The sequence below is a fragment of the Desulfosporosinus nitroreducens genome, from assembly GCF_023897015.1.
Lineage (GTDB): Bacteria > Bacillota > Desulfitobacteriia > Desulfitobacteriales > Desulfitobacteriaceae > Desulfosporosinus > Desulfosporosinus nitroreducens.
Map to the genome: position 1 here is coordinate 38,672 of NZ_JAMHFY010000003.1, position 22,692 is coordinate 61,363.

Sequence of the window (22,692 nt, forward strand, 5' to 3'; positions counted from 1 at the left end):
ATACCCTCCATTTTAACTATAGTTTTCGCAGATTCACAAAGGTTTCATTTAACGCAAACCCTGGGGCACCAAGAATGAGTTGCCCCATATCAGTTAAAGGTGTTCCTATTAAGCAATTAAGTGGTGAACTGCCTTCGACTTGTTCCTGAAAAATAATGACGGTATCAGGAGAAATGCCTAATAAAGGTTGTATGACCACTTCTAATAGGCCGGATTTATTCCAAATTTGAGCCCGGTCCCCGACTGCTAAGTTATGACGCTGGGCAAGTTCTGGTGCAAGATGCAAGACATAATCAGGATTATCTGCCCCTGAGGCATAAACCTGAGAATTTATAGTAGAGTAGTGATGCGGAGTCAGAAGGCGTAATGGTGCATCAATCGAAGGATTAAGAGGGGGAACAAAGATTGGAAGGGGAGAAAGACGGGCGTTAGATGCTTGGGACGAGAAGAATTCATAGCGTCCGGAAGGAGTTGCAAAGATCCGATTTTCCCAAGCGGTACTAGGAAAGTTGGCGCGCACCGGAGCATTAAGAATTTCTTCCGGTTTTTTTAAACCCAGAATATCTAACATTTGGGGGCCGAGTTCACGTAAAAGGGTTTCTACTTCATCACCGGATGTAGGAAATATGCAACTTCCGGGTTCAAGTTCATTTAATTTGGCTGAAACATCCCAGGCGATCTGTATGTCTGAGCGAGACTCACCGATCGGAAGAATCGCAGGTTCGTTGACCCCCACCCAATAATGCCAATAACCGGCGTTTAAATCCCAATGTTCATAATGCGTCGTGATTGGAAGAAAAAGATCGGCCGCTTCAGAGGATTTGGAATGAAAGAGGTCGTTCACGACTATCAAATCCAGTTGATTGATCAGTTTCTTCCATTGTTGCAGATTACCATCCTGAGATAGTGGGTTTCTTCCAGAAATCCAGAGCATTTTGACGGGGGGATCGGTACAGTTGAGAGCTTCCTCCGAAAAACGATTTATATTTAGGAGTCGATCCGTCTGTTTTTGATTCTGAGTTAGGCTTGAGGGATGATCTGTGTTGGAGGAAATATTGAATGGATGGGCTGGATTTTGTATTGCTCCGGAAAAACGCCAGGTTTGGAATTGAGCGTATTGAACACCACCGCCTTGTTCACCAAGGTGTCCGGCAAGTGAACCTAAGGCATCAATAGCGCGCAGGGTTTGTCCTCCGTTGGTATATCGCTGTAAGCCAAAGCCTGCCCAGATGCAGGCAGGGTGAGTCTTACCATATTCGAGTGCAAGCTCTCGAATAGTTGATATAGAAACTCCTGTGATTTCTGAACAGTTATCAAGGGAGATCTCATTTTCAAGATAGTACAAAAATTCTTCGTGTCCCAACGTATAGCAGCTAAGATTGGGATCGATAAGGTTTTCTTCAAGAAGAACCTTGGCAAACCCTAAAGCTAGAAGTCCATCGGTTCCCGGGCGAACCTGTACATACTGATGGGCTCGGGCGGCTGTGGCACTAAAATGGGTATCGAAACAAACTACCTTTGCTCCGCGATCGATGGCGTCAAAAATAATCGGCATCTGGTGCACAGCTGTCCAAGCGGGGTTTACTCCCCAGAGCCATATTAGGTTAGCTTTAGCCATATCCAAAGGATCCGAACAGAAGAAGGTCCCAAAGTCATAGGTTTGCGCCTCCACCCCCGCCGACCAACACGGAGACCCTATCGCTCTCGTGGTTGCTCCGATGCCCGTGAAGAGACCTTCCATGGCATTGTGTAAAACGCCAAAGTTCCCAGAGTACTTATTCAGAGCGAGGGGTAATGAGCTTTCATAGGTCTTTTTAAGAGCAAGAATTTTCTCGGATATTAGGGTTAATGCCTCATCCCAAGAAATTCGCTCCCAAAAACCGCTATAACGACCTCGCTGGCGCATGGGGTAACGGATGCGCTGAGGACTGTAAACTTTTTTGACATCATCAAGGGCTTTCGGACAGAGTTTGCCCAAGGTGTAGTCGTGATCGGGGTTGCCTTCAACAGAAATAAGGACTCCCTTGTGGGTCGTGCTAATAATGCTGCACGTATCATAGCAGTTTCGAGGGCAGATATTATGATGAAATTCCATTGGTTACCCCCCTTATCTGTGCATGGCTTTGGAGAATTATTCGTTAAAGTTTACCGAAAAACCTTTAAGTATGTGTGAAGGAGTATAAATTTGCGCATCATGTAAAGAAAACTTGGCTAGCGCCCGAAGACACTGTCTTCGCACGTGTTAGCATAGCGGAGAAGACTTCAGTCGCCGGCGATCGCCTTAGTTGCACTTATGCTTAGCGCCAAGCCTTCAGGCGATGGCCATGACTCGAACAGGACGTTCGAGATTAGAGCGCAGGCCATGGACGGCCAAGTGTCCCTGTAGCCAAGGATGGAGAGAAGGGACCTTCAGAAAGTATGCAACGAAAAGTCTTTCTGATTAGTAGAAAAAGCCCTAACGTTTGCGATTCGTCTTGCAAACGTTTAGGGCTTTCAATACGAAGAAGCTCTCTTTAGAACAAGGCAGTGATCTGAATGCCTGTTGCACTAAGGTAGAAAAGTGCTCGACCTAAGACTTCCCCTAAACCTGCTAATAGAGTAAGGGTTAAAATAAGATTGGTTTTGGCGACTTGGGAATTTTTAAGTAGGTTAACTAGAAGAAGGAGTGGAGCAAACCAACCCAAAAGTGCACGGGCCCAAAATAGAGGGCTACTCAAAAGAAAGTTTAAGGAGGCGGCTCCTTCCATGCTCGCGCTCAGCATAGAAGCATAAATAACATAGAAGAGCAGGCTGGCGATTGTACACCCGAGTGACCATTGAAGCAGGAGCTTCTTTTGGGCGGGGTGGAGCAATTTCCTTCCTAATACTAAAGTTACTAGTGCGCCTAGCAATCCTGTGGTGAGTAAAAAGAAGAGAACGGGACCAACGTTATTCCAAGCAGGAACTCGGGGGAGAACATAAATCATGGCGCTACTGGCAATACCTAATAGACCCAGCACAGAAGTGATACCCAATCCGAGGGAACGGTTACCTGATTGTTGTCCCCCAGCCGCAATTTCAGCAGTCGTGATGGTTGCAGCACCTGCTCCAATGGCGCGGCTGCTTGTTTGTCGTCTCGACATCCCAAAAAGGTTAATCCACGCTAAAAATGTGAGGAGGAACAAGAGGATTTCACGGCTTAACCAAGAGGAACCAAGGTGGGCTAAGGCGCGGTAGGCTGCTTCCGGATGCCCCAGGTGAAAAAGTGAAGCCAAAAGAGCGAGTATCAAGAGGCCCCCAGAAACATAGACGCCCTTTTTGAACAATTGGGTATCCAGATGATCACGATCACGGTCGAGCCACCAGAGCATAACGATTATCCCGATCGCGATTTGTCCAAGAACGGTAAATAGAATTAAGGGCCATTCCCAGTCTCCCATATGCTAATCCCTCCTAATTTGTTTGCCTTGTTTCGGTCCGATGAAACGAATCGACGGCGTTGTAAGTTTCGGGCTGGGCAGCCCAGGTAAGGTCTTGAGTACCCCGGTTTTCTGGTCGAGGGTATCATTGATTTCCACTAGTTCCAGGGCGCCCGGAATGCAGGCGGCGACACAAGCCGGTTGTTCTCCGTTATCAATTCGCTGGTAACATAAATTGCATTTCTCGACCTTCTTTTTGGCAGGATTAATTTGGGGACGATCATAGGGACAGGCCATGGTACATAAGCGACAGCCAATACAGCGATTAGGATCATGGACAACAATACCATCGTCGCGTTTAGTGTAGGCCTCTACCGGGCAGACCCTGAGACATTCTGGATTAGCACAGTGGTTACAGGCCATCGAGAAAAACATTCGGGTTGGAAGAGAAAAATCTTCTTCATGGAGTTGGAAAACCTTGCGCCACTGGGGGGTTGCGTCAATTTGATATTCGTTTTTGCAGGCCATTTCACACCCCCGACAGCCCACACATTTCTCTGAGTTGTGTAAAAAGCCAAGCTGTTTACTCAAAGGGATTCCTCCTTATGCTTTTTCTATCATTACGAAATTATCATGAAAGGCTAACCCGTCGTTGCCGGTCGCTTGTTTGCCCATATCGCTAGGGATAGCTTTTAAGGTGTAATTCACATTGAAGTTAGAGTTTTTATACCAAGACTCATAGGAGACGATGACATTGAGGGAGGTTGTCCGGGTCAGGTGGGCTTTGACAGTGATTGATCCTAGGTCATTGTAGACTTTAACCATATTTCCTTCAGCAATACCGTATTTGGCGGCGAGAACAGGGTGAATTTCCACCTTGGGCTCAGGGTTTGCGGTCATCATCCAATCTAAGTTTTGAAACTGGGAGTGTAAAGCATGCTGCGGATGGGGTGTCATAAAGCGGATCGGGTATTTCTCAGGGGTCTTCATTTCTTCAACCCAGATTGGCAGCGCAGGCAGTCCGTTCTTCTCGGCGAGTTCACAGTGAATTTCAATCTTCTTAGAAGGTGTGCGGAATTTTCCATCGGACCAGGAAGCGGCAGGCATATTTGCCTTGCGAGGTCCATCGATGAGTTCTTTATAATCTTCAATGCCAAGCATTTGGTGAATCCCGGGGTTGAATTCTTTGGCTAACCATTCCTCCGGTGTTCCTGAAGTCGGGAAGGTACAGGAACCAGGTTCCAGGGCATTCAGTTTTTTAGAAAGTTCTATGGCAATTTCAACATCACTTTTTGACTCGTACAAGGGGTCAATAGCACGTTCGTTAATGCCGATCCAGTAGTGCCAATAGCTGGCCATGACATCCCAGTCCTCAAAATGGGTAGTTGCTGGCAAGACAATATCGGACATCTCGACGGTTTTGTTAAAAAACGAGTCTACAGTAACAACAAATTCCATGGAGGCGAACATTTTCTCAATGGCATTAGTGTCGGGATCTTGGGCACCGGGATTTCGGCACGCCAGCCAGAGCATTTTTACTGGAGGGTCGCTTTGAGCGGAGACATCGTGAGCAAAGTTGTTCATGTTGATGGCACGATCCCCCTCTTTGCCATCCGGTCCAATAAACCCTTTAGACCCTTTGGGAGCAGCGTTGACCATCGCATTATAGTTGAAGCCCCAGGTTTCTAAGTGACCGTAGTTAACTCCCCCTCCAGATTTTCCGACATTGCCGGTCATGACCCCTAGGGCATCGATGATCCGCACGTTCTGACCGCCGTTAGTGTGACGCTGCATGCCGTAACCAACCCACATACTGGCTGGTTTTGCAGTGGCGTACTCTCGGGCAATTTCCATGATGATATCTTTGGGTACGCCTGTTTTTTCAGATGCCCAGTCCAAGGTGACCTCTTTTTTGATATAGTCCACCCATTCATCAAACCCAATACTGTTGGCGCGGGCATACTCCCAATCGACCCAATTATTATCAATGATATAACGCGCCATGCCTAAAGCGAGAGCTCCATCAGTGCTGGGATTAACTTGGATATAGAGATCAGCTTTTGAAGCAGTTGACGTTAAGATTGGATCTATCACCACGAGTTTAGCCCCGCGTTCCCGGGCTTTGTTGATGAAGGGGAAGCTGTGAATCGCTGTCCAGGCGGCATTTTGTCCCCAGAGAATAAGATACTTGGCATTAACCATGTCTTCGGGGTCGTTGCTGTAAAGTGTACCAAAATCATAGGTTTGGGCATCAATTCCAGCGGGCCAGCAGGGTGTGCCTACGGCACGGGTTGTATAGCCGATGCTGGACATAGTACCCTCAATGCCATAATGAACAATACCAAAATTACCGGAGTACTTGTCTAAGCAGATTGGAAGTGTCGATCCGTACCGTTGCTTCAAATCTAGAATTTTCTTGGCAATTGTATCCATTGCTTCATCCCAACTAATGCGGGTCCAGTTTCCGGAACCACGAGGAGTTTGCTTCATGGGATATTTAATGCGATCCGGGCTATAGACTCGGCGTGGATAAGCGTACCCTTTTAGGCAAAGCTTTCCGTTGGTATAACCATGTTTAGGGTCTCCTTCAACTTTTTTGAGGATTCCGTCTTGGACATAGGTGATCATCCCACACGTATCGTAACAGTTACGGGGACAGACATTGCGGAAGGTTTTCATTGCCTCTGAGGGCTGATCTGCTGCAGAGGCAGAGGGAGAACCTGTTAACAAATTAAAGTTGAAAAGAGTTATGCTAGAGGCAGCAGCTACTGCTCCCCCGAGAAATTTGCGGCGCGAAAGTTTCATAATGGGCCTCCTTCGTGTTTAATGGGGTATGAAGAGTTAAGAGCGTAGAGAGAACGTTACTTAAGGAAGAGAAGACAGGATGTTTAGCTGACTGAGAAATGGTGTGAGCAAATGTTCCTAACCAGAGGCCTAGGTGTTGATTCCAAAACTCACGGTATAGTGTCTTATAGAGTTGAATTTTAGCGTTGTTTTTGGTAGCTTCTGCCTCGATAATTCGGTTTAAGAGGTAAGCGGCAAATTCCAGCTCAATGGAGATAAAATCATCCGGTTCATGCCTTTGCCCTACAGCTTGCAAGTTTTCTCGCCTGTAGATTTCGCGGACAGCTAAGGTTTGTTCTCTCATCAATAAATGGTCGGGGGACAGATACACAGATTCATAGGGGGGGGCAACGGGAGCAGCTGGGCCGACGAAGAGGCGGTTAAACTCGTAGCACATAACGAGATATTCGTCGTCATCCGCTTCAGAGTATTGAGCCAAAACTTTGTTGGTTAGATGCAGCTTCTCGACTTTATAGTGGTCAGCGATAGCAGAGCAGGATTTAACGAGTGGAATTAAGGTTTGAGGTAGTCTTTCTCCTCCTTGTGCGAAGAGTTGGCTAAGCGCGAGTAGAAGCTCGCCCTGAATTTTAAAAACTTGAGGAGGGCAGTCCTCGCAAGATTTCATAAATAGTAGTCCTCCTTTCTTTTTATAGCTATGATTCTTGTACCTATACTCACTTTATCCAACGGCTAACCGCCACTAAGACTACTGCTTCTTAGGTGAGATTAAGTAGCGCTATGCCTTTGGACAAGTTCAACTAAACTTCGGATGGAGTAAAATCCGCCTGAAGTTAGTTTTCTTGATACGCTATTGTTCGGCCTTTTCAGTTTTGTTCCTTTAGAGTGGAAAACGAAATAAGGGGGCGTTCGTTGTAAAAAAAAACAAAAGCCCCTCTCCGCTAGGGGAGAAGGGGGGAATTCAATTATAAATTCTATAGGGATCTTTTTGATAAAGCAGTTGTTGTTAAAAAAGGTGTCCACAATTTTATCCGTTATCTACGAGTTAAAAATACTATCCTGAACAAAGAACAAACGACTAAAAAGCCCTTCTCCACAAGGAGAGGGTAGTGAACTCGTTCAGCTAAAGCTGAACATCGAGACTATCGTTACCGAAGTAGAATAAGGAACACCCACTTGAAGTGGGTGTCTCGGAATTGATAAATATATAAGATTAGATAATCGAACCCCAACTAGTCTGGCCATAATGATTTTAACTTTCCAATCTTAAGCGCCAGAAAAAGATTTACTTGGTTCTCCAGAGAAGAAAGATCACGGTCTAGGATTTCCGAGGCCTTTTTAAGTCGGTAGCGGAGAGTATTGGGATGGAGATAAAGCTTCTCACCAGCATCGTTCAAGTCTGTGTTGCAGGAGAAATAGGCTAAAAGAGTTTCTTCGAGATCAAGATTGCTATCTTTATCAAATTTAAGCAGAGGGCCTAGAACTTCTGAACGGTAGTCTTCAAGTTCCTGGCGATCTAAGCGGTGTAATAAACGCATAATTCCAAGGCCGTGAAAAGAGATTAAGCGATCTGTGTTATCGAAAAGTTTCCCTAATTCGAGAGCTGTTCTTGCTTCTTGTAAGCTCCGGTGCAGATAGCGCGCAGAGTTATATAGATTGCCAAGACCGTATTGGAACGGTTGTGTTCCAGGGATTGATTTCATTTTTAAGATAGGTTCAAGAAGCTCGTGCGCTTTGCCATGCCATTCTGATTGTGGAAGCATTTCCTGGAGCGGAAAGAGTAAAACAACCTGGCCATTGCGCTCGAGACAAATTGTTTTGGGTTGGCGTTTTTGCAAAAGGGTGCACATTTCTGTCACTAATTCTTCGAAACGTTCGCGGTCGGCTGAATCGGGGTCATAATTAGGTATTTCGCCAACAATAACAAAGTGAGGTCTGGCGAAATTCCATCCCCACAATTTACCCCGCGAAATGATAACTTCAAGAGAATCGAAATTATTGTAAAGTAAATCAAATAGAAAATCCCTATGGTGTTGGCGTTCACTTTCTTGGATGCTCTGCGTTTTTATAAGTTCAAGCAAGATTAGAGTAGCAGTTTTGTGAAGAAAAAATTGTTCAATACTACCTATATCTTCTATATTTGCCGCGAGTCCCAAGAAACCCAAGACTCCTTTTGACCCTGATAGCGGACACCAGGTTAGGGGAATAGTTTGGTAGCCTTTCTCGGTCCATTGCCCAGTATTCAGTGGAGCAGATAACGAGGAGATGTTTGGTAAGGTGTTGCTGATCTCTGGGGGTTTGAAAGAGATGGGGGCCATTGGTAGTGATTTCCCCCCGGCCCATCCTATAACTTCGAGTTGCTTGTTCAAAAGGAAGATATCACACCCGAAAACTTCCAGTAAGCTGTTTATAAATGAAAATCCATCTCCGTTTGTCAAGTGTTTAGCGATCATCTGTGAGTAGCGTTCGCTAGCTGTAAGGATACGACCAAGTTCGCGCTCTAGCCAGTCCGTTGCTTTTTTACAAAACAATGGCCAGGGAGAAGGGGCTCTTTGTTCAAAAAGTAAGGTGGTTTTTTCGTTACCGATGACCAGAGTCATAGAGGTAATGAGGTTATCAGAAGGCTCTAAAGTTACCATTTCACCGGAAAATGGTAAGGTGAAGGTTTTGATTCCTGTGAAGTGGATCGTTTGAATGGACAACTGGGAAACACTTTGGACTAAGTCGTTATTGAAGCGGAGAGCCTGTAATGATAAAGCGTCTTGGAGGCGGCCGATCGTGATTGCTTGGGGTAAATTCAGGTTATCCATTATTCCACCTCGCCTTATAAATAGGTTAAGATTTGGACAAACATGTTATATATTTGAGTAACAACTTTTTAGACGATCGAAACTATTTAAGGGACCTTGGGAAGAATCTTCTTTAAGATCACAAAATTCAGTCGGAATTCACAATCGATTCCAAAAGGGGCCGTAAAAAAACGTTAAGATGTTTTGTTACAGCCCCAATTTTACGATATTAAGGTAAAATGAATCTCGCAGTTCTTTCTTCAAAGTAATAAAGTCAGGGTCGTCCGGGCAACGTGGATAAGGAAAGGGAATGGGGATGATTTTCTTAATTCTTCCTGGCGAGGAATGCATGACAATAATTCTCTGACCAAGGATTAGGGCCTCGTCGATATCATGAGTGACATGGATACAAGTTTTATGAGTAGACTGCCATAAGCTTAGAAAATCAGTCTGTAGCTTAGTTCGCGTTTGTGCGTCAAGAGCAGCAAAAGGTTCATCCAGTAATAAAATCAAGGGGTCGGCTGCTAAGGCGCGGGCAATAGCAGCTCTTTGAGCCATCCCGCCAGATAGTTGGCTTGGCCAAGCTTTAGCGAACTTAGCTAACCCGACTATTTCGAGTAATTCTTGGACAATAGTTTGGAGAAGTTTTTTTCCATACCGTCCCTTAATTCCAAACTCAACGTTCTCCTCAACGGTTAACCATGGGAAAAGGCGTGGTTCTTGAAAAATCATTCCTCTTTCTGGTCCAGAGGCATCTATTGCCTGCCCATTAAGTAGTATTTGGCCGGATTCTTGCTTTTCTAAACCAGCAATAATTCTAAGTAAGGTTGTCTTTCCGCACCCGCTAGGGCCTAGTAAGCAAATTAACTCTCCTGAAGCAACCTCAAAGTTAATATTCTCAAGAGCTTTAACTTGTCCATTAACTATGTTGAAGTATTTTGTTATAGTTTGGATTTCTAGGAAATTTGCCATTTCGGTACCTCTTTAGTATCAACCTTTGCTTGCCAAGGTAAGAATTTTTTTTCTAAACGGCGAAAAACAAAATCTAAGGAAAGGCCGATAAGGCCGATAACCAACACCCCGACAAGCATTAAGTCGGGTTGAGCCATTTCACGGCCTTCCTGAATCAGATAGCCAATACCCTTCGAAGCCCCGAGTAATTCTGCTGCTACTAAGGAACGCCAACAATAGCTAAGACCAAGTCTCATACCAATGAAGACAGAGGGGGCAGCGGATGGAAGATAGACTCGGCTCATCAGACCCCAGCGAGAAAGACCATAAGTGTAAGCCACTTCTTTGAGCTTGGAATCCGTACTAGCAATGCCATGTAACGTGTTGAGAAATATGGGGAAGAAGGCAGAGTAAACAATAATAGCAATCTTAGATGCTTCGTCAATACCCAACCAGAGGATGAACATAGGAATCCAAGCAATAGCCGGTATTTGTTGAAAAAAACTCAAGGTGGGAGATAAAAAACCACGGACGCCCGGCAACAGGCCGAGTAAGAAACCTAAAGGAAGAGCCAGACAAAGGGCAAGGCTGAACCCGCAGACAACGCGGTACAGGCTGGCTCCTATATGCTTAATCAGCAGTCCATTACCTGCAACAGTTAAAAGACGATCCCAAATCAGCGAGGGCGGAGGAACTAGATAGAGATTTAACCAGCCCATGCTACCGAGAATTTCCCAAAGAACAAAGATGCATAAAGGAATAGCTAATCCCTGAAACAGTTTTATTAGAATCTGTTTGTAAGTGGGTTTATCAAACGCTCCCGTCAAAGTTATTGGCTTTTCTTGTTCATTATTTGCGGAAGCCTTCATAATAATCCTCCATAAATTACATTGTGGGCAGGTAACTTGGATCCACCAAATCTTCCACGAGCTTATTAATGTCAACGTCAGGTCTGATCATACCTTCTTTTTGTAAGAAGGAGGCGGATTTTAGCAAGTCTGCCTTAACTTCTTCAAGGCTCATGTCAAAGGTGAATACGGGGTAAAGGCTCTTTACTCCTTTTATATCCAGTTGATTTTGCTTCGCAGTCATTGATAAAGCTTCTTCGTGGTTTGCTTCACTCCAGTCGATTGAAGCCTTATGAACTTTTAAGTAGCGTTTTACTAATTCGGGCTGAGCCTGGGCAAATTCGCTGCGAACGGCAATCACGGTTAAACCAGATATTAGACCTTCGGCTGAACGCAATTTCTTAACTTTGTCTGTAGCAACAGCTTTAGAAAGCAGAGGTTCAGGGAGTATCGTAGCATCCACATGTCCTGCGGCAATAGCCGCGGACGCAGCAGTAGAATCCATATTTACTAGTTCCAGGTCCTGGGTCGTCAGATTTACTTCCGATAGGGCCCGGATTAACATTTCATGCAACATGGTTCCTTTTTGCAAGGCGATTTTTTTTCCTTTGAGGTCTGCAACTGTGTTAATAGATCCGTCAGGTTTCACAACCAGACTGATTCCTTTGGGAAAACGTGAATAGGAGGATATGATTTTAATATCATTTCCATTAGCTTTCGCTAAGACAGCCGAAACGTAGTTAAGACTATTGGAAAAATCAAGGGATTTTCCAGCTAGGGCTTCAAGTTGGTTGCTGGGAACTGATATATCATGCCACTTGAATTCTATGCCATCTTTTGAAAATTCATCTTCAAACATCTTTTTTTGCTGGGCTATCACTGAAGGGATGTTAATAGGTCGGGAGACATACGACGCGTTTATCGCCTTGGGTTTTTCAGGTGATGCTTGGTTAGCGGTTTTTTGAGGTGCACATCCAATTAGAACAAGCGTGCATAACATGAAAACGAATAATAGCTTGGGGCGAAACATAATAAATCACAATCCTTTGTTTTAGTTTAGCAGAAACTTAAAATATTTTTTCACTAATAGTTTAACATAACCAGGTCATGTGAACCACTCCCGTTGGGATGGAACCGATAGTCTCAATAATGTCAACCAATTAATACACGTATTCATTGGTTGACATTCCCTAAAGTAAGGATACTAACTCAAGTCGACGTGTTCTCATGTGGTATATGTAAATAAATGTATACATTTAATTGGATAGGTATTTCTTGGATTCTATTTAGGCAAGAGGGCCGTAACCCTTGGCATTAAAGAGGCGGAACATTCGCTTTATTAATCGAGGCTACTGGCACATTAATTGCATGATAATTCAATATATTCAGAATATAGTTGGAAAACATTTGTTTAGGGCGGCAGAAGAAGGAGGAGGAAGCAAAACTATAAGAAGGAAAGGAGGTTAACAACAGTTATGTCAGGACTTACACTAGTTTATACCGGAAATGGTAAAGGTAAGACCACCGCGTCTTTAGGATTGAGTATGAGAGCCCTTGGACATAACCAAAACGTGGGCTTTCTTCAATTTATGAAGGGAAGTAAGGATTACGGTGAGGTAAAGTTTGCCACTATGCTGCGTAATTTTACATTGGTTCAATCGGGCCAGGAATCCTTTGTCTCCTACAAGTTTCCAGATCCAATTGATATTAAGATGGCGCAGGAGGGTCTTGAGCTAGCACGTAAATGGTTTGAAGAGGATACATTTGACCTTGTTGTTCTTGACGAACTACTTGTCGCTGTTGCCTTTAAGTTAGTATCTGTTGCTCAAGTCATAGATTTAGTCAAGCAAAAGCCGCCGCGTCTTAATTTGGTAATGACCGGGCGTTATGCAGCACCAGAAATAATTGAAATTGCTGACACTGTAACTGAGATGACTGAGCTTCGACATGCTTACCAACGAGGGGTCCAGGCAAAGGAAGGGATGGAATTTTGAACAAAGAAGTACTGGATCAATGGATAGCACGATCGTTTGAACGAGATAGAAGAGCAACCGCTAAACTCATTTCTTGGGTCGAAGATGACATAGAGCGAGCGCATATCATGCGTTCTGTATTAAAAGAAACCGGACGAAAAATGGTAGTAGGAATAACCGGTCCGCCGGGAGCAGGAAAAAGCTCGTTGGTTGAGGCTTTGACAAAACTTTACCGCGCTAGGGACGAAAGGGTAGGGATCGTAGCGGTAGATCCTAGCAGCCCCTATACTGGCGGGGCTATTTTGGGCGACAGGATTCGAATGCAGGCTCATGGAACCGATCGCGACGTATTTATCCGCAGCATGGGGACCAGGGGGCATTTAGGGGGGGTTACGCGTTCAACCTCCGATGTATTACGTATTTTGGAAGGTGGAGGGTATGGGCGACTTCTTTTAGAAACAGTTGGGGTCGGTCAATCTGAACTGGAAATTATGCAAATGGCAGATACTGTCGTGGTTGTACTTAATCCTGGAACTGGGGATGGAATTCAGGCTATCAAAGCAGGAATTATGGAAGTAGCGGATGTCTTTGTCGTGAATAAAGCCGATTTACCTGGGGCCGAACGAATGAAGAATGACATAGAGATGATGTTAAACTTAAATGGAGATACAAGGCCTTGGCGCCCACCCGTCGTTCTCACCAGTGTTATTACGGAAACTGGAGTAGAGAGCTTGTACGAAAAGATTGAAGCACATCAGTGTTACATGCTGGAAACCGGGCAAAGAGATGAGCGCCGCAAGGAACGTCTGCGTCAGGAAGTTTGGCGTCATTGGGAAGACAAAATGCGTGCAGTGTATGAAACAGTTTGGGAAGAAGCTCGAGAAGAAAGGGTAATATTGCATCAGGATGATCCTTACCAATTAGCTCAGATGTTATGGGAAGAGCGTTTTAAAGGGGGATAAATGGAATGAGTGAAAACTTCTTGCGTTGGAAAGCGAAATATGACGCTCAGAGGGAGCGAAAGAGTCCGTTTTTTACAGTTTCTAGCGTTCCAATTGATCCGCTTTACGGACCCGGAAATGCTGCGGAGATTGATTACGAACGTGACTTGGGTAATCCGGGCGAGTATCCTTATACCCGCGGGGTCCGGCCAAATATGTACCGTGGGCGACTCTGGACTATGCGAATGTTTGCAGGATTTGCCACAGCTGTAGAATCGAATGAACGATATAAGTATCTGCTAAGCCAAGGGCAAACTGGCTTAAGTGTAGCTTTTGATATGCCGACGATCATGGGGTACGATTCGGACCATCCACGTGCTTACGGAGAGGTCGGTCGGGTCGGAGTTGCCATAGATTCCCTACAGGATATGGAAACCCTGTTTCAGGATATTTCACTTGATAAAGTAAGTACATCCATGACTATTAATGCGCCGGCTTCCATCATTTGGGCAATGTATGTTGTGGCTGCGGAGAAACAAGGTATCCCCGCCCATAAGTTAACAGGTACAATTCAAAATGATATTTTAAAGGAATATATTGCCCAAAAGTCTTGGATTTTCCCGCCAGATCCCTCTATGCGTCTTATTACTGATATTTTTGGGTTTGCTAAGGAAAATGTTCCAAAGTGGAATACCATTAGTATCAGCGGCTATCACATTCGGGAGGCGGGAGCAACAGCACTGCAAGAATTGGCGTTCACCCTTGCTGATGGATTTGCTTATGTTGAGGCAGGCATTAAAGCTGGTTTGGATGTGGATGACTTTGCTCCGCGTTTATCCTTCTTCTTTAATTCCCATACGGATTTCTTCGAAGAGATTGCGAAATATCGAGCGGCGCGTCGGATCTGGGCACGCCACATGAAAGAGAAATATGGGGCTAAAAAGGAAGAAAGTCTGCTCATGCGGTTCCATACCCAAACTGCCGGGTGTTCCCTGACAGGATCACAGCCAGAAAACAACATTGTGCGAACCGCCTATCAGGCAATGGCTGCCGTCCTAGGGGGAACTCAGTCATTGCATACTAATTCTATGGATGAAGTCTTAGCATTGCCCTCGGAAAAGGCGGTTCAGATAGCACTTCGAACTCAGCAAGTTTTGGCCTATGAAACAGGTGTTGTGAATACTATTGATCCATTGGCAGGTTCTTATTTCGTGGAGACCTTTACCAATCAAATGGAAGAAGGCGCAGAAGAGTATTTCCGTAAAATCGACGAGCTAGGCGGGGTTTTGGGCGCCATTCAAGAGAATTTCTTTCAGCAGGAAATTGCAGATGCAGCTTACCGCTATCAACAAGAGATTGAAAGCAAAGACCGAATTATTGTTGGTATTAATGATTTTGTTAACGAGGAAAAGGAAAAGATCGATTTATTAAAGATTGACCCTGAAGTCGAGCGAGCCCAAGTAAACAGAGTTAAAGCTTTAAAACAAAGCAGGGATAACATCAGGGTACAGGCGACACTGGACGATTTGAAGGTTGCCGCTCAAGGAAGCGATAATCTCATTCCCAAGATTATGGACGCAGTTCGGGCCTATGCTACTGAGGGAGAGATGATAGCAGTCCTCAAGGAAATCTTTGGGGAGTATCGGGAACAAGCCGTATTTTAGTACAGTGTGGGAGGGAACGTTATGAATAAGACTCGAATACGTGTCCTAGTGGGTAAGCCTGGATTGGACGGCCATGACCGGGGTGCCAAAGTTATCGCCCGCATGTTGCGTGATGCTGGAATGGAAGTCATCTACTCTGGATTGCATCAAACCCCAGAACAAATAGTGGAAGCAGCGATTCAGGAAGATGTCGACTTGATTGGAGTCAGTGTTTTATCGGGAGCACACATGACGATCTTTCCAAGAATCAAGGAATTACTGAAAGAGCAGAATGCCGAGGATATTCTACTTATGGGCGGGGGGACGATTCCTGAGGAGGACATTGTTTCCCTGATAGAGGCGGGACATGCTGAGGCCTTATTTACACCAGGTGCAACCTCGACTGAAATTGTGAGTTGGATTAAGAGTAAATTAGAGTCTATTAAAGAGGACGTTGTTTGAGAGGTCTGAGATTGAATTAAGATGTGGACAAATCAATTGAAATGCTGTAGATAAGCTTATAGGATTCTTTAGACGCACGTTAATCTAATGTGCGTTTTTTTATGTGTGCGGAGGTTTATGCTGATAACTTCAAGATAACAAAAGATGTGATGGGGTAAGTTAAATAAAGTAAATAATTATAATTGACAAAAATTCAAAAATAGGTAGAATAAACGTAAGTGAGTAATCACTCATTAACATTTACCCAAATCTTAGTTTTCGGAGGTCTTATGAAATCAAAGCAAGAAACTGAACAACCGGAAATCCGTAGAAAGAAAACGGCAGAAGAGCGGCGTCAAGATATCCTTGAAGCAGCTCTCAATATCTTCACTGAAAAGGGCTATAACGGCTCAACAACTGCGGAAATTGCCCGAGCGGCAGGTGTTGCTGAAGGGACGATTTTTCGTCATTTTGCCACCAAGAAGGAATTACTGATTGCTGTTCTGAGTCCTAAAATCCTTGAAGGGATTATCTCTCTAGATAAGAAACACAAAGATCCTGTAGAATTTTTCCGGTGTTTCATGAAGAATCGCTTGGAGCTTATTAAAGAAAATGACGCTCTTGTTCGCTTTATGTTTGCTGAAGCACAGTACCATGACGAAGTTAGAGAAGCTCTCTCAAAAGGGATTCTAGGACAGGGTATAAATATCGTTCAGCCTTGGTTTGAAAAAGGTGTTAAACAAGGGGTTTTTAAACCCGTCCCATTCCCCTCTGTGATGCGAACTTTTATGGGGATGGTTTTATTTTACGGGGTATTCAATCATGTTTTTCCAGGTTTATCCCCGAAAAATACAATAGAAGAGGCAACAGATCAAATGCTGGAGATTTTTTTACATGGGTTGATAGTTAAGGAAGCTAAAACTTAAGGACTGAGGATAAGAAAGAGGAACACCAATGGTTTAAGTTCAAGGAGCGGAGGAGAGAAAATATGAGAAAAAAAGCTGTTGTCGTAGTCGTTATTCTAGTTCTTATTGCACTGTCGATCTTGGGAGAGCGCTTTTTAGACCGCTCAGTAGAATCAAACATTTATTCAGGTACGATTGAAGGAACTGAACTTCCGGTGCAACCAGAGCTGGGTGGCAAGATAACAGAGTTATTTGTGAGTGAAGGCCAGACTATTAATTCGGGGGATATCATTGCTAAACTTGACGACAGTCAGGCTAAGATTTCCTTGGATATCGCGAAGAGCCAACAGGCTCAGGCGCAGGCTAAGCTCAACGATCTTTTGGGAGGAGCGCGGGCGGAGGAAATCCGTCGGCTCGAGCACCTGGTAAGCCAGGCGAAGGCCAATCTAGCTGCCTTGGAACCAAGTCTTAAATTTGAGGAAGATAATCTGGCGGCTAATCAAAAACTTTATGAGAGTGGCGCCATTAGTAAACAGGTCGTGGATGCTCAGCAAAATAAACTTGATACTTTAAAGGCTCAGTATCAGAGCGCCCAAGCAAGCATCGATGCCACTCAGGCCAGTCTCGATCAAGCTCTCGCTGGTTATACACAGCCGACCATTCAGGCTCAGAGAGCAGCTGTTGATATTGCGGCTCAGTCAGTTAAAACGGCAGAATTGGGTTTAAACAAACTTACTATTAAGAGTCTAGCCGATGGTCAGGTTCTCTATCAGAATGCTGAGATAGGTCAAGTAGTCAATCCTGGCACAACTCTGGTAACGATACTGGATCCCAATGATTTGTGGATCAAAATATATATCCCGGGAGCCAAGCTCGGTCAGATACAAATGGGCGGGACGGTTTCTATTTTAGCGGATGCCTACCCTGATAAGACATTCAAAGGACAAATCCAATATATCAGTAATCAAGCAGAATTCACTCCAAAAAATGTGCAAACAAAGGAAGAGCGGACGACGACAGTTTATGCTGTCAAAATAACCATTATAGAAGGTAAAGAACAGTTGAAAGCAGGCATGCCAGCAGATGTAACCCTGGAGTAAAGGAGTGAGACAGAATGAATTTAGCAATTGACTGCCAGGGTTTAGTAAAACGGTTTGGCACGTATACAGCGGTTCAAGGGGTGAGCTTCCAACTTCCTGCAGGAGCAATAATGGGTTTCGTCGGGCCGAACGGCGCTGGAAAGACAACGCTTATTCGGATGCTATGCGGAGTTTTAGTGCCCACAGAGGGTCGAGCTACGGTGCTGGGCTTTGACGTCTTGACTCAACCAGAGGAAATCAAACAGCGTATTGGCTATATGTCCCAAAAATTTAGTCTTTACGACGATCTGACCGTGAGAGAAAATCTTGATTTCTATGCAGGGGTTTACAGCTTGCACGGAAAAATGGCTAAGGAACAGAAAACTCGGGTCATTGAACGGATTGGTTTAGTTGAGAGAACCAGCCAATTAGTCTCTTCTCTCTCGGGTGGTTGGAAACAAAGAGTGGCCTTGGCTTGTGCTTTATTGCATAGTCCCCAACTGCTCATTCTTGATGAACCGACCGCTGGGGTAGATCCGGTTTCAAGGCGAATTTTCTTGGATTTGATTCATCAGTTAGCGAAAGAGGGAATAACGATTCTAGTCAGCACTCACTATATGGATGAAGCTGCAACTTGCGATTACTTGGGTTTTGTCTTTTATGGGCACTTAATCGCCTTTGGTTCCCCTGATGAAATGAAAGAGAAAGAGGATAAAGATAATTTAGATGATCTCTTCATCTATTATGTTGAAAACGAAGCCTCTGATGATCCTCGTAATCTCGCCCTTAAGAAAGGAGGGCGAGGCTAGTGGGAAGATTTTCTTGGGTGCGGTTTTTTGCAGTACTAAGAAAGGAATTCCTTCATATTCGACGAGACCGTGCTAGCTTAATAATGGCTATTGCCATGCCAATAGGAATGCTCCTCCTGTTTGGTTATGCCGTCAATACGGATGTCGACCATCTGTCTACCGTGGTTTGGGATCAATCTCAGACTGCAGACAGCAGAGAGTTTATTACCTCAATACGTAACACTCAATATTTAGACCCCGATGCTTATGTCCAAGGATATGAGCAGATCGAAGGTTCTCTGGATAGCGGTAAGGCACGGGTGGCGGTTATAATCCCGCCTAATTTTGGCAAAGAATTACAAAAGGATAACGGACAGGCTGATGTACAGATTTTAGTGGACGGCTCTGATCCCACCATTGCTCGGGCGGCTATGTCTGCGGTTCAGATGCTTGGTCTCAATAAATCTCTGGAGATTCAAGGAGTACGTCTGGCCGCTAAGGGGGCAACTGCGGGTACGAACATGCCGCTTAATATCGAGACCAGAGTCTGGTATAATCCGGATATGAAATCGATGGTCTTTAACATTCCAGCCCTAATTGGTTTGATCTTGCAAAATGTAATTGCAATGTTAACTTCATTTTCGATTGTGAGAGAAAAGGAACGCGGTACCATGGAACAAGTGGTCGTGACTCCTATTCGTTCGCTTGAATTGCTGCTGGGCAAGTTGCTTCCGTTTGTGTTTATTGGGTTTGTCTCTCTGACCTTAATCCTTGCAACTGGGATCTTTTGGTTTGGAGTTATGCCGGCGGGAAGCATTCCTCTTTTAGTACTCTTATCCACCATCTTTTTGTTTACTATTCTAGCTATTGGGCTTTTGATTTCCAGTATTGCTAGAACTCAGCTTCAGGCTATGCAAATGACGTTCATCTTAATCTTGCCTTCTATCTTATTGTCTGGTTTCATCTTTCCACGGGAAACTATGCCGATTTTCTTAAAGATTTTGGGTGGATTATTTCCGTTAACTTATTTTCTGGAAATCGTGCGAGGAATCTTCCTGAAAGGGGTAGGGATGGAGTATCTTTGGCAGGACACACTCATCTTATGTGCGTTTGCGATTATCTTGGTGGGAATTGCAGCTAAGAAGTTTAAGAAGAATTTAGATTAATGGAGAAGGCGTGATGTTGCTCCGCTCACCCAAGGGAGACAGGTGGAGTACGCAGAACCTCGAGGTAAATTGAAAAATAATTATGATCATAAAAAACTGTCGTTAGGTATAACCTAACGACAGTTTTTTAACAGTTTTATGATTTAGCTGCCCATTTTTGTTTTGATTCGCTCGATGGCTTTTTCCGTATTCTCTCGGGTCCCAAAGGCCGTCAGGCGGAAGTATCCTTCGCCATTTGCTCCAAAGCCTGCTCCTGGCGTTCCTACTACATTTGCTTCTTTCATAAGCTTGTCGAAAAATTCCCAGGAGCCCATTTTATTGGGGGTTTTCATCCAGATGTAGGGGGCATTAATCCCGCCAAATACTTCATAGCCCGCCTTGGTTAGACCTTCTCGGATGATTCGAGCGTTTTCCATGTAGTAGTCGATGGTTTCCTTAACTTGCTTTTTCCCTTCTGGGCTGTATATGGCTGCTGCAGCGACTTGCACAGGATAAGAGACACCATTGAACTTTGTAGTCTGTCTTCTCAGCCATAACTTGTTTAGGCTATGAGGGTTACCCTCGGAATCATAGACCATAACTTCCTTTGGTACAACAGTATATGCGCAACGTGTCCCAGTAAAGCCTGCTGTCTTGGAGAAGCTTCTGAACTCTACTGCAACTTCACGAGCACCCTCGATCTCATAGATGGTGCGTGGAACTTCTTCTTCACGTATGTAAGCTTCATAAGCAGAGTCGTACAAAATTATCGATTTATTCTCCCGTGCGTAGTCAACCCATTGTTTTAGCTCTGCTCTGTTTAAGGTCATCCCTGTCGGATTGTTTGGGAAGCAAAGGTAAATCATATCTACATGAGTCGTAGGGAAGGCGGGTTTCATTTCATTTTCTTCGGTACACGGCAGATAGACAATACTTTCATACTGTCCTTTCTCAGAATTGAAATTTCCTGTACGTCCTGCCATCACGTTACTATCCACGTAAACAGGATAAACGGGGTCAGTGACTGCCATGATATTGCCTGTACCAAAAATCTCTTGGAAGTTTGCTGTATCGCTCTTCGCTCCGTCGCTGACATAGACTTCATCAAGAGAGAAATCTACTCCTCGGGTTTTATAATCGTTTTCTATGATTTTTTCGATTAAAAAGTCATACCCTTGCTCTGGTCCGTACCCTCTGAAGGTTTTAGCGTTCCCCATTTCGTCGACAGCTTTTTTCATTGCCTCTATGACTGCAGGAGGAAGTGGACGGGTTACATCCCCAATCCCTAATCTAATAATATCTGCATGCGGGTTTTCGTTTTTAAATTGTGTCACCCTGCGAGCAATTTCTGAAAACAAATAACTTCCAGGCAACCTTAGATAATTCTCATTCATTAGTGCCATAACTTGATTTGATCTCCCTTCTTAATACACATAGCTTTAAATCAAAGTATTCTCAAATAAAATAATTTCTAATATTATAGCATAATTTTATGGATCATTCAGATCTTCCGGCAAAAGGACGTAAGGAAATTTGTTGATTTTGCTTTATGAGCGTGCAGTTAACGTGATAAAATAAGTAGCATTCATTGATTAAATTAATGCTAAACTAGTAAGATGCTATTTTTGCTTCTGTTTAGCTATAAGAAAGTGATTTGAGTAGCTATAGTCATTAAGATAAGAATACAGAACGGAGTGTAAGAATGCAAATACCATCAATACGTCTGGAAAGTTTAGGTGCCTCTGTCTTTACAGAAATGGATAATTTGAAAAGAGAATTGGAAAAAGCGGGACATAATCTGATTAATCTTAGTATTGGAAGTCCAGACCGTGCCCCGGCCCTGGAAATTCGTAATGTTTTAAGTCAGGCAGTTCTTGATGATAACCAATATGGATATACCTTAACCCGCGGGACAGAAGAATTTCGAAAGGTCTGTGCCGAGTGGTATCAAGAACGGTTTGGAGTTATTTTGAATCCCGAAACAGAGGTTTTGCCGCTAATGGGTTCTCAGGATGGTCTGGCTCACATTTTTCTAGCTTATATCGATCCTGGTGATCTAGCCTTTATTCCTGATCCGGGATATCCAATTTATACGGCTGGTTTAATGCTCGCGGGAGGAGAGAAAGTTGCTATCCCGCTTCTGGAGGAGAATGGATACTTACCTGACTTAAAGCAGATTGATCCGGATCTGGCCCGCAAGGCGAAGCTTATGTTTTTGAATTATCCCAACAACCCAACGGCTGCTGTGGCAAGTCTATCCTTTTTTGAAAAGGTTGTAGATTTTGCAAAAGAGTATGATCTGCTGATCTGTCATGATGCAGCATATTCCGAACTGGCGTTTGAGGGTTTTAGGCCTGTAAGCTTTTTACAAGCGCGAGGGGCAAAAGAGGTCGGAATTGAGTTCCATTCTGTTTCAAAGACATATAATCTAGCGGGAGCGAGGTTGGGTTTTGCCGTAGGAAATGTGGATGTCATTGGAACCCTCTCACAACTCAAGTCAAATATTGATTATGGTGTCTTCGCTCCAGTATTGAGTGCGGGAGCTTATGCGCTCAATAATGGGCAAGAATCGATTGAAGAGAATCAGAGTGCATATCAGAGACGACGAGATCTTTTAATTGAAGGTTGTGCTTTAGCAGGGTGGAAAATGCCGATGCCACAAGGTTCAATGTTTGTCTGGGCGCCTGTTCCTACAGAACAAGACTCAGTATCCTTTGCCATGGATTTGGCTCGGGAAGCCGGGGTGATTGTAGTGCCGGGGGTGGCCTTTGGGGAACATGGCGAAGGATTTGTAAGGGTGGCTTTGGTTCAAGATGAAAAAGTACTGCAGGAAGCAGTAGAGCGAATTCAGCATTTTTTAAAGAAGGACTAGAAATTAAGCTGTAGGGATTGTTGCCTATAAAAAATAGGTGAGCTGCTTTGAGGTATGGCCACGGCTTAAAGTTGTGGTTATACCTCTTCTACTACTTGTGAAATGATGAAATACGGA

At 44.3% G+C, this 22,692-nt stretch carries 19 protein-coding genes; 9 read left to right on the forward strand and 10 right to left on the reverse strand.

The window, feature by feature from the left end:
• Nucleotides 1–16 precede the first annotated feature (16 nt).
• The 9 genes from M8E35_RS04195 to M8E35_RS04235 all read right to left on the reverse strand — a co-directional run bounded on the left by M8E35_RS04195 (nucleotide 17) and on the right by M8E35_RS04235 (nucleotide 11,818).
• Nucleotides 17–2,095: a molybdopterin-dependent oxidoreductase gene (locus M8E35_RS04195; protein ID WP_252467518.1), complete on the reverse strand. Its 2,079-nt coding sequence runs from the start codon at nucleotides 2,093–2,095 to the stop codon at nucleotides 17–19.
• Between the two features lie 418 nt (nucleotides 2,096–2,513).
• Nucleotides 2,514–3,419, reverse strand: coding sequence for a dimethyl sulfoxide reductase anchor subunit family protein (locus M8E35_RS04200; RefSeq protein WP_252467519.1), 906 nt, complete (start codon nucleotides 3,417–3,419; stop codon nucleotides 2,514–2,516).
• Nucleotides 3,420–3,422: 3 nt separating this feature from the next.
• On the reverse strand, nucleotides 3,423–3,989 hold the full coding sequence (locus M8E35_RS04205; RefSeq protein WP_252467520.1) for a 4Fe-4S dicluster domain-containing protein: 567 nt from the start codon (nucleotides 3,987–3,989) through the stop codon (nucleotides 3,423–3,425).
• 12 nt (nucleotides 3,990–4,001) lie between these two features.
• Nucleotides 4,002–6,203 (reverse strand): molybdopterin-dependent oxidoreductase, encoded by a 2,202-nt coding sequence (locus M8E35_RS04210; RefSeq protein ID WP_252467521.1) that lies wholly within the window; start codon nucleotides 6,201–6,203, stop codon nucleotides 4,002–4,004.
• Nucleotides 6,151–6,867, reverse strand: a complete 717-nt coding sequence (locus tag M8E35_RS04215) for a TorD/DmsD family molecular chaperone (RefSeq protein WP_252467522.1) — start codon at nucleotides 6,865–6,867, stop codon at nucleotides 6,151–6,153. Before M8E35_RS04215 ends, M8E35_RS04210 begins: the two co-directional genes overlap by 53 nt.
• A gap of 565 nt (nucleotides 6,868–7,432) precedes the next feature.
• Nucleotides 7,433–9,010 carry a PucR family transcriptional regulator gene (locus M8E35_RS04220; protein ID WP_252467523.1) on the reverse strand — a complete coding sequence of 526 codons (1,578 nt, stop codon included), beginning with the start codon at nucleotides 9,008–9,010 and terminating at the stop codon, nucleotides 7,433–7,435.
• A gap of 186 nt (nucleotides 9,011–9,196) precedes the next feature.
• Nucleotides 9,197–9,961: an ABC transporter ATP-binding protein gene (locus M8E35_RS04225; RefSeq protein WP_252467524.1), complete on the reverse strand. Its 765-nt coding sequence runs from the start codon at nucleotides 9,959–9,961 to the stop codon at nucleotides 9,197–9,199.
• Nucleotides 9,946–10,809, reverse strand: a complete 864-nt coding sequence (locus tag M8E35_RS04230; protein WP_252467525.1) for an ABC transporter permease — start codon at nucleotides 10,807–10,809, stop codon at nucleotides 9,946–9,948. Before M8E35_RS04230 ends, M8E35_RS04225 begins: the two co-directional genes overlap by 16 nt.
• A 16-nt stretch (nucleotides 10,810–10,825) precedes the next feature.
• Entirely contained in the window at nucleotides 10,826–11,818 is a 993-nt protein-coding gene (locus tag M8E35_RS04235) for an ABC transporter substrate-binding protein (RefSeq protein WP_252467526.1), read from the reverse strand.
• Nucleotides 11,819–12,263: 445 nt separating this feature from the next.
• Between M8E35_RS04235 and M8E35_RS04240 the strand changes: the two genes are divergently transcribed.
• The 8 genes from M8E35_RS04240 to M8E35_RS04275 all read left to right on the forward strand — a co-directional run bounded on the left by M8E35_RS04240 (nucleotide 12,264) and on the right by M8E35_RS04275 (nucleotide 19,724).
• The gene (locus M8E35_RS04240; protein ID WP_252467527.1) at nucleotides 12,264–12,782 is read left to right on the forward strand and encodes a cob(I)yrinic acid a,c-diamide adenosyltransferase; all 519 of its coding nucleotides are present in this window, start codon (nucleotides 12,264–12,266) and stop codon (nucleotides 12,780–12,782) included.
• Complete coding sequence (gene meaB, locus M8E35_RS04245; protein ID WP_252467528.1) at nucleotides 12,779–13,723, forward strand: methylmalonyl Co-A mutase-associated GTPase MeaB; 945 nt, start codon at nucleotides 12,779–12,781, stop codon at nucleotides 13,721–13,723. Before M8E35_RS04240 ends, meaB begins: the two co-directional genes overlap by 4 nt.
• Before the next feature lie 5 nt (nucleotides 13,724–13,728).
• Nucleotides 13,729–15,366: an acyl-CoA mutase large subunit family protein gene (locus tag M8E35_RS04250; RefSeq protein ID WP_252467530.1), complete on the forward strand. Its 1,638-nt coding sequence runs from the start codon at nucleotides 13,729–13,731 to the stop codon at nucleotides 15,364–15,366.
• 21 nt (nucleotides 15,367–15,387) lie between these two features.
• Nucleotides 15,388–15,807, forward strand: coding sequence for a cobalamin B12-binding domain-containing protein (locus tag M8E35_RS04255; RefSeq protein ID WP_252467532.1), 420 nt, complete (start codon nucleotides 15,388–15,390; stop codon nucleotides 15,805–15,807).
• 269 nt (nucleotides 15,808–16,076) lie between these two features.
• Nucleotides 16,077–16,712, forward strand: coding sequence for a TetR/AcrR family transcriptional regulator (locus M8E35_RS04260; RefSeq protein WP_252467534.1), 636 nt, complete (start codon nucleotides 16,077–16,079; stop codon nucleotides 16,710–16,712).
• A 62-nt stretch (nucleotides 16,713–16,774) separates the two neighbouring features.
• The gene (locus M8E35_RS04265) at nucleotides 16,775–17,791 is read left to right on the forward strand and encodes an HlyD family secretion protein (RefSeq protein ID WP_252467536.1); all 1,017 of its coding nucleotides are present in this window, start codon (nucleotides 16,775–16,777) and stop codon (nucleotides 17,789–17,791) included.
• A 14-nt stretch (nucleotides 17,792–17,805) separates the two neighbouring features.
• Nucleotides 17,806–18,579, forward strand: a complete 774-nt coding sequence (locus tag M8E35_RS04270) for an ABC transporter ATP-binding protein (RefSeq protein ID WP_252467537.1) — start codon at nucleotides 17,806–17,808, stop codon at nucleotides 18,577–18,579.
• The gene (locus M8E35_RS04275) at nucleotides 18,579–19,724 is read left to right on the forward strand and encodes an ABC transporter permease (protein ID WP_252467538.1); all 1,146 of its coding nucleotides are present in this window, start codon (nucleotides 18,579–18,581) and stop codon (nucleotides 19,722–19,724) included. The genes M8E35_RS04270 and M8E35_RS04275 overlap by 1 nt, the downstream gene beginning before the upstream one ends.
• Nucleotides 19,725–19,867: 143 nt before the next feature.
• Here M8E35_RS04275 and M8E35_RS04280 read toward each other — a convergent pair whose 3' ends face one another.
• The gene (locus M8E35_RS04280) at nucleotides 19,868–21,106 is read right to left on the reverse strand and encodes an LL-diaminopimelate aminotransferase (protein WP_252467539.1); all 1,239 of its coding nucleotides are present in this window, start codon (nucleotides 21,104–21,106) and stop codon (nucleotides 19,868–19,870) included.
• Between the two features lie 299 nt (nucleotides 21,107–21,405).
• Here M8E35_RS04280 and M8E35_RS04285 point away from each other — a divergent pair, with 299 nt between their 5' ends.
• The gene (locus M8E35_RS04285; protein ID WP_252467540.1) at nucleotides 21,406–22,575 is read left to right on the forward strand and encodes an aminotransferase class I/II-fold pyridoxal phosphate-dependent enzyme; all 1,170 of its coding nucleotides are present in this window, start codon (nucleotides 21,406–21,408) and stop codon (nucleotides 22,573–22,575) included.
• The last annotated feature ends 117 nt before the right edge of the window (nucleotides 22,576–22,692 follow it).

Coding starts and splice junctions, on each gene's coding strand:
- M8E35_RS04210 (WP_252467521.1), bottom strand. CDS start 6,203: ATGAAACTTTCGCGCCGCAAATTTCTCGGGGGAGCAGTAGCTGCTGCC.
- M8E35_RS04265 (WP_252467536.1), top strand. CDS start 16,775: ATGAGAAAAAAAGCTGTTGTCGTAGTCGTTATTCTAGTTCTTATTGCA.
- M8E35_RS04240 (WP_252467527.1), top strand. CDS start 12,264: ATGTCAGGACTTACACTAGTTTATACCGGAAATGGTAAAGGTAAGACC.
- M8E35_RS04230 (WP_252467525.1), bottom strand. CDS start 10,809: ATGAAGGCTTCCGCAAATAATGAACAAGAAAAGCCAATAACTTTGACG.
- M8E35_RS04195 (WP_252467518.1), bottom strand. CDS start 2,095: ATGGAATTTCATCATAATATCTGCCCTCGAAACTGCTATGATACGTGC.
- M8E35_RS04280 (WP_252467539.1), bottom strand. CDS start 21,106: ATGGCACTAATGAATGAGAATTATCTAAGGTTGCCTGGAAGTTATTTG.
- M8E35_RS04235 (WP_252467526.1), bottom strand. CDS start 11,818: ATGTTTCGCCCCAAGCTATTATTCGTTTTCATGTTATGCACGCTTGTT.
- M8E35_RS04270 (WP_252467537.1), top strand. CDS start 17,806: ATGAATTTAGCAATTGACTGCCAGGGTTTAGTAAAACGGTTTGGCACG.
- M8E35_RS04225 (WP_252467524.1), bottom strand. CDS start 9,961: ATGGCAAATTTCCTAGAAATCCAAACTATAACAAAATACTTCAACATA.
- M8E35_RS04250 (WP_252467530.1), top strand. CDS start 13,729: ATGAGTGAAAACTTCTTGCGTTGGAAAGCGAAATATGACGCTCAGAGG.
- M8E35_RS04260 (WP_252467534.1), top strand. CDS start 16,077: ATGAAATCAAAGCAAGAAACTGAACAACCGGAAATCCGTAGAAAGAAA.
- M8E35_RS04255 (WP_252467532.1), top strand. CDS start 15,388: ATGAATAAGACTCGAATACGTGTCCTAGTGGGTAAGCCTGGATTGGAC.
- M8E35_RS04215 (WP_252467522.1), bottom strand. CDS start 6,867: ATGAAATCTTGCGAGGACTGCCCTCCTCAAGTTTTTAAAATTCAGGGC.
- M8E35_RS04200 (WP_252467519.1), bottom strand. CDS start 3,419: ATGGGAGACTGGGAATGGCCCTTAATTCTATTTACCGTTCTTGGACAA.
- M8E35_RS04220 (WP_252467523.1), bottom strand. CDS start 9,010: ATGGATAACCTGAATTTACCCCAAGCAATCACGATCGGCCGCCTCCAA.
- M8E35_RS04285 (WP_252467540.1), top strand. CDS start 21,406: ATGCAAATACCATCAATACGTCTGGAAAGTTTAGGTGCCTCTGTCTTT.